This window comes from Brotocaccenecus cirricatena, from assembly GCF_020687045.1.
GTDB classification, from domain to species: domain Bacteria; phylum Bacillota; class Clostridia; order Oscillospirales; family Oscillospiraceae; genus Vescimonas; species Vescimonas cirricatena.
This window is the reverse complement of the sequence record NZ_JAJEPW010000111.1, coordinates 1-5,250: the sequence shown is the minus strand read 5'-3', so window position 1 is coordinate 5,250 and position 5,250 is coordinate 1. Positions and strand designations below refer to the sequence as shown.

At 53.7% G+C, this 5,250-nt stretch carries 8 protein-coding genes; 1 reads left to right on the top strand and 7 read right to left on the bottom strand.

The window, feature by feature from the left end; translation table 11 throughout:
• Nucleotides 1-37 precede the first annotated feature (37 nt).
• The 7 genes from rbr to LKD37_RS16865 form a co-directional block, all read right to left on the bottom strand.
• Nucleotides 38-583: a rubrerythrin gene (gene rbr / locus LKD37_RS16895; protein ID WP_302930247.1), complete on the bottom strand. Its 546-nt coding sequence runs from the start codon at nucleotides 581-583 to the stop codon at nucleotides 38-40.
• Between the two features lie 34 nt (nucleotides 584-617).
• Complete coding sequence (locus LKD37_RS16890; protein ID WP_302930246.1) at nucleotides 618-1,010, bottom strand: Fur family transcriptional regulator; 393 nt, start codon at nucleotides 1,008-1,010, stop codon at nucleotides 618-620.
• Between the two features lie 540 nt (nucleotides 1,011-1,550).
• Complete coding sequence (locus LKD37_RS16885; RefSeq protein ID WP_302930245.1) at nucleotides 1,551-1,931, bottom strand: endonuclease domain-containing protein; 381 nt, start codon at nucleotides 1,929-1,931, stop codon at nucleotides 1,551-1,553.
• Nucleotides 1,932-2,055: 124 nt separating this feature from the next.
• Entirely contained in the window at nucleotides 2,056-2,529 is a 474-nt protein-coding gene (locus LKD37_RS16880) for a GNAT family N-acetyltransferase (RefSeq protein ID WP_302930244.1), read from the bottom strand.
• 157 nt (nucleotides 2,530-2,686) lie between these two features.
• The gene (locus LKD37_RS16875) at nucleotides 2,687-4,021 is read right to left on the bottom strand and encodes a sodium-dependent transporter (protein WP_302930243.1); all 1,335 of its coding nucleotides are present in this window, start codon (nucleotides 4,019-4,021) and stop codon (nucleotides 2,687-2,689) included.
• An 88-nt stretch (nucleotides 4,022-4,109) separates the two neighbouring features.
• Nucleotides 4,110-4,391 (bottom strand): PqqD family protein, encoded by a 282-nt coding sequence (locus LKD37_RS16870; protein WP_302930242.1) that lies wholly within the window; start codon nucleotides 4,389-4,391, stop codon nucleotides 4,110-4,112.
• A gap of 43 nt (nucleotides 4,392-4,434) precedes the next feature.
• The gene (locus LKD37_RS16865; RefSeq protein ID WP_302930241.1) at nucleotides 4,435-4,716 is read right to left on the bottom strand and encodes a hypothetical protein; all 282 of its coding nucleotides are present in this window, start codon (nucleotides 4,714-4,716) and stop codon (nucleotides 4,435-4,437) included.
• Here LKD37_RS16865 and LKD37_RS16860 point away from each other — a divergent pair.
• A partial coding sequence (locus LKD37_RS16860; protein WP_302930240.1) for a hypothetical protein occupies nucleotides 4,708-5,250 on the top strand: 543 nt, incomplete at its 3' end. The two genes, LKD37_RS16865 and LKD37_RS16860, sit on opposite strands and share 9 nt — an antisense overlap.

Genomic DNA, 5,250 nt, shown 5'->3' with positions numbered 1-5,250 from the left:
CGCCCCCCCCCGGGGGGGCCTCTCCTGCGTTTTTCTATCAATAGTTCTCCGCGTGAATCTCGAAATAGCTCTGGGGATGGTTACAGGTGGGGCAGACCTCCGGGGCCTTCTCCCCTACCACGATGTGGCCGCAGTTGCGGCACTCCCACACCTTCACCTGGCTCTTGGCAAACACCTCCGCCATCTCCACGTTGCGCAGCAGCGCCCGATAGCGCTCCTCATGGTGCTTCTCAACGGCCCCCACCAGGCGGAATCGCTGGGCCAGCTCATGGAAGCCCTCCTCATCGGCGGTCCTGGCAAAGCCCTCATACATGTCCGTCCACTCATAGTTTTCACCCTCGGCGGCGGACAGCAGGTTCTCGGCGGTGGAGCCGATGCCCTCCAGCTCCTTGAACCACAGCTTGGCGTGCTCCTTCTCGTTTTCCGCCGTTTTCAGAAACAGGGCTGCGATCTGCTCAAAGCCGTCCTTCTTGGCCTTGGAGGCGAAGTAGGTGTACTTGTTCCGGGCCTCGGATTCCCCGGCAAAGGCCGCCATCAGGTTCTTCTCCGTCTGGGTCCCGGCGTATTTGGTGGTTTTGTTCATATTTGTTTCCTTCCCTTTCGTTTTGCTCTTCTTATTATATGGATGTTTTCCCGCCGCATTCCGGGCACACGCCACGAAACAGCAGGTCGTATCCGCTGACCGCGAAGCCGTGGGTATCCCCCAGCAGCTTCTCCAGCTGCGGCGGCTGCCGCAGCTCCACGTCGAAAACCCGGCCGCAGCGCAGGCATCCGGCGTGATAGTGGGCGTCGCACCGGTGATCGAAGTGATCCGCCCCGTCTGTGGTGTTGATTTTCAGCAGCAGGCCGCTTTCCGCCAGCTGCCGCAGATTGCGGTAAACCGTGGCCCGGCTGACGCTGGGGTGCTCCGCCGCCACCTGCCGGTATACCTCCTCCGCCGTTGGGTGCGCGTGCAGCCTCCGCACCGCCTCCAGTGTCATGGCCCGCTGGACCGTGTTTCGGTAGATCATTTTCTCACCTCTTAATAGGATTATATGTCAATTAGGATGGATTGTCAACAACCATTTTAGCCGGTGCACCCGTCATAGAGGCGTGGGCTCTCCCCGGCCCGCTGTGAGCAGCGGGCCCTACGAACTTGGCTCTCCCTCTGGGAGAACTGTCACTGAAGGTGACTGAAAGGGTCTGCAAGCGCTCCGGCGATTCTTTGCCCACCGCGATAAGGAGCAATCTCCTTGCCGTGTCATTGCGAGCCAGCCGCAGGCTGGCGCGGCAATCCGCATCCTCATCCCCCGGCCCGCTGAGGGCAGCGGGCCCTACAGGGCGCTTCGGTGATTTCTCTGTGGCGCAGGCCGAGCTCCTATTGGTCACGTCTGCCCTCTTTGCCGCACAATTCGCCAGATATACCCGATATAGAGCAAAAAAGGAGAGGCACTTAGATGAGTGTTCATAAAACAGTCAATGGAGCGTATCGATACAGATACGCTCCATTTCTCATATCAACATACTATGTAATGGGGTGCAGCCCCTTGGCTCTCCCTTTGGGAGAGCTGTCACCGTAGGTGACTGAGAGGGTCTTGCAGCCTTTTTCGAATGATAAGATCAATTTGTGTGCACACACCACGAAAATCCCTGTCGATATCCCGGTTGGAGAATCGCAGAATCTCCAACCCAAGAGACATCAGGAATTGAGAACGTTCCGCATCATAAGCAAGCCCCTGAGGTTCATAATGCTGAGAGCCATCCAATTCAATGACCAGTCTGGCCGAAGCACAGTAAAAGTCCACGATGAATCTGCCGATAATCCGCTGTTTATAAATTTTTACTGGATATTTGTGGAGAAAAAGGTACCAGAGCTTACGCTCATGGGGTGTCATCTCCCTGCGAAGCCGTCGGGCATTTTCTAATTGGGTGTTGTCTTTTGGTATGGTCATTGTTTACCCTCTCCGTCCTCGCTACGCTCGGCCACCTCTCCCAAAGGGAGAGGCAAGGGATGCTCGCACGGCACACCGAAAGGTGTATAGAAGTGCGCCCTTTATCAGTTCGGCAAATTGGAGTTTACTGCTCGATACGGTAGTATTTGAATGTTTCATCTTCTCCAACAAAGCGAAAGCCTACCTTTTCCAGCACATGCTGACTCCGGGTATTTTTCCTGATGGTATCTGCGTTTACCGCAGCCATTCCCAACTCGTCAAAGGCGGTTTTTACCGCCAAACGTTCTGCCTGCGTTCCGTATCCCCTTCCCTTCACTGCGTCGTTTTGCATATGGATACTCAGGGAACATTCTTTTTTATCATGGTCGATCTGCTTCAATTGCAATTCCCCGATCACCTTATCTCCAAGCATGATCGCAAACAGTCTGCGTGAAGCATCCTGCCCCTTCATATCAAAATATCGATTTACCGCAGCTTCGTCATATACATAGGGCTGAAACAGGTGCATATCCATATAGATAGACGCATCATTCGTCCAATGCTTGTACAGTTCGTGACATAGTTCTCGCGTCATCGCCTTTAACTGAATTGTTGGCATGTTAGACCTTACCCACCTTATTATTCCGACTTATTGATTTGTTTAATTCTATCATCTGGCTTTAATATATGCAAGAACAAGCCCAGCAGACATTACTGCCGGGACTGAAACTGTCTTACGACCACCCGCACTTGCCTCTCCTTTTCTTATGCTCACGTCACTTCCACTGGAAAGTCGCCATGCCATAGACATAGATGAACAGGATGGCCGCCGGGACCACATACCGGAACAGCGGCTTCATCCACGGGCGGACCTTCAGGCCCCGGCCGGCGTTGGCCTCCAGCAGGAAGCTGTCCCATCCCCAGCCGAACTTGTTGCAGCAGAACAGGGCAAGCACCAGGGATCCCAGGGGCAGAATATTGTTGGACACCAGGAAATCCCACAGGTCCAACCAGGCGGTGCCCTCTGCAAAGGGCTGGAAGTGCAGCACGCTGTAACCCAGGGCCGTGGTCAGCGCCACCAGAAAGATCCCCCCGCCGCAAACCAGGCACCCTACCGGGCGGCTCCAACCGGTAAGATCCCGCACCATGGCCAGTATCTCCTCGCACACCGCCAGCACCGTGGACAGGGCCGCGAACACCATAAACAGGAAGAACAGGGTTCCCCACCAGCGGCCGCCGTTCATGTGGTTGAACACGGTGGCCATGGTGTCAAACAGCAGGCTGGGACCGGCATTGACCTCCACCCCATAGGTGAAGCAGGCCGGGAACATGATCAGTCCCGCCACCACCGCCACAAAGGTGTCCAGCACGATGATGTGCACCGACTCCCCCATCAGGGAGCGCTCTTTTCCGATGTAGCTGCCGAAAATAGCCATGGCACCCATGCCCACGGATAGGGTGAAGAAGGCCTGGTTCATGGCCCCCACCACCACGCTGCCGTTGATTTTGGACAGGTCCGGCACCAGATAGAACCGCAGCCCCTCCGCCGCACCGGACAGGGTGAAGCTGTGCACCGCCAGCACCAGCATCAGCACCAGAAGCAGCATCATCATATATTTGGTGACCCGCTCCAGGCCGCCCTGCAGCCCGAAGCACAGGATGCCGAAGGCCAGCACCACCGTCACCGCCAGATAGGTCACGTTAACCCCCGGGTTTGTAATCATGGACGAAAATCCCAGATCCTGGATATTTCCCGTCAGAAACCGCACAAAATAATACACGATCCACCCGGTGACCACCGTGTAAAACGCCATCAGTGCCACGCTCCCAAAGAATGAAACATACCCATGAATGTGCCATTTCTGGCCCTTTTTCTCCAGTTTTTGATACATTTTGATGGGGCTCGCCTGTGCCGCCCGGCCCACGCTGAACTCCATAATCATGATCGGCAGGCCCAAAATCACCAGGCAGAAAAAATAGAGCAAAACGAAGCCGCCGCCACCGTATTGGCCGCACATCCAGGGGAATTTCCAGACATTTCCGCAGCCAATGGCGCACCCGGCGGACAGCAGGATGAAGCCCAGGCGGGACCCCAGCTTTTCGCGTTCCATGATTCTTCTCCTTTTTGTATAAATATTTGATTTGAAGCTTTGTTATTGTATCAAATATTTATTTTCCCGTCAAGGAATGATTATTATTTCACAATTCACTTTTTTCAAGATAGCCGGAGCGGAGGAGGGACTCTATAAAGCGCTCAAAGGAGGGCGCAATAACCTCTTCCGGCGTTTCATATAATTTTACAGCATCTTCTATAATTTCTTCTGTAGAAAGTCCCTCATTTATTTTCGAGAAAAAGTATGCTCCGGTGGAATTGATCCCCTCAACATACGGGACGCGGCCACGGGCGGGGCCGGTGGCCACCAGGAAATCTTCATCGCAAATTTTCGTAAGAATTACGCCAGGAATGACGGTATATTTCATAATAAATCACCATTTTTGAGAACTATTTTGCGTTTATATGCAATCACTGGGAAGCGGAGGATTCCAGATAGGTTTCCAGAGTTTTCCGGCACAATTTGGCAGATTCGATATCGTCGCGGTTTTTCAGGAGCCAAACCGGCGTTTTCAGCATTTTTTCTGCGATACGGCAGGCAGTTTTTGCTTCCTGTTCGGTATTACAGTCAAAAAGGAACTGGGAAAAGACTTTTCCGGCGGATTCGTGAACGGTCAGGCGTGTGATTTCATTGGAATCGGACTGTTCCAAGATAATAATTCCGCCTAATTTAGCGGTCAGGCGTTGAGACATGTTCTCTTTGCCTGTCCAGGGAGAAGTTGTGACGAATACTTCGTCATTTTCTATATATACAATGGGTTTATCCCCATTTATGATCTGAATTTCATCGGGACAGAGGAGTTTCCAGAGACAATAGTGGGTGGACTTGCCGGTGCCGCTGGGGGCGGTAATAAGCCAAGCCCGGTCCTTCCAGATAAAGGAAACGGCATGGAACACGATGCGGTCGAAAACCGTGATGGCAGAGGAGATGGCGGGACACAGCTCGCAATATTCCACATAATAGGCAGGGGCGTCAGGCTGGTAAATACTGGCAGTCTTTTGGAGGCGCTGGGGGGAAATTTCCACGGCGGGAATGTCCCGGTCATTGGCGGGACAGGGCGGGATAAGGGGGGATGTCCCGGTATTTTTTTCCAGGTAGGGCAAAAAATACGGATAGTACTCATCGTATTGGGTGGTGACGTCCACAGGGACGCCAGCCAGGTTGAGACGAAATTTCATAGGCGTTATTTTTGGGGGGTGTGGGTGGTTGGGGTGGTAGGGGTGGTG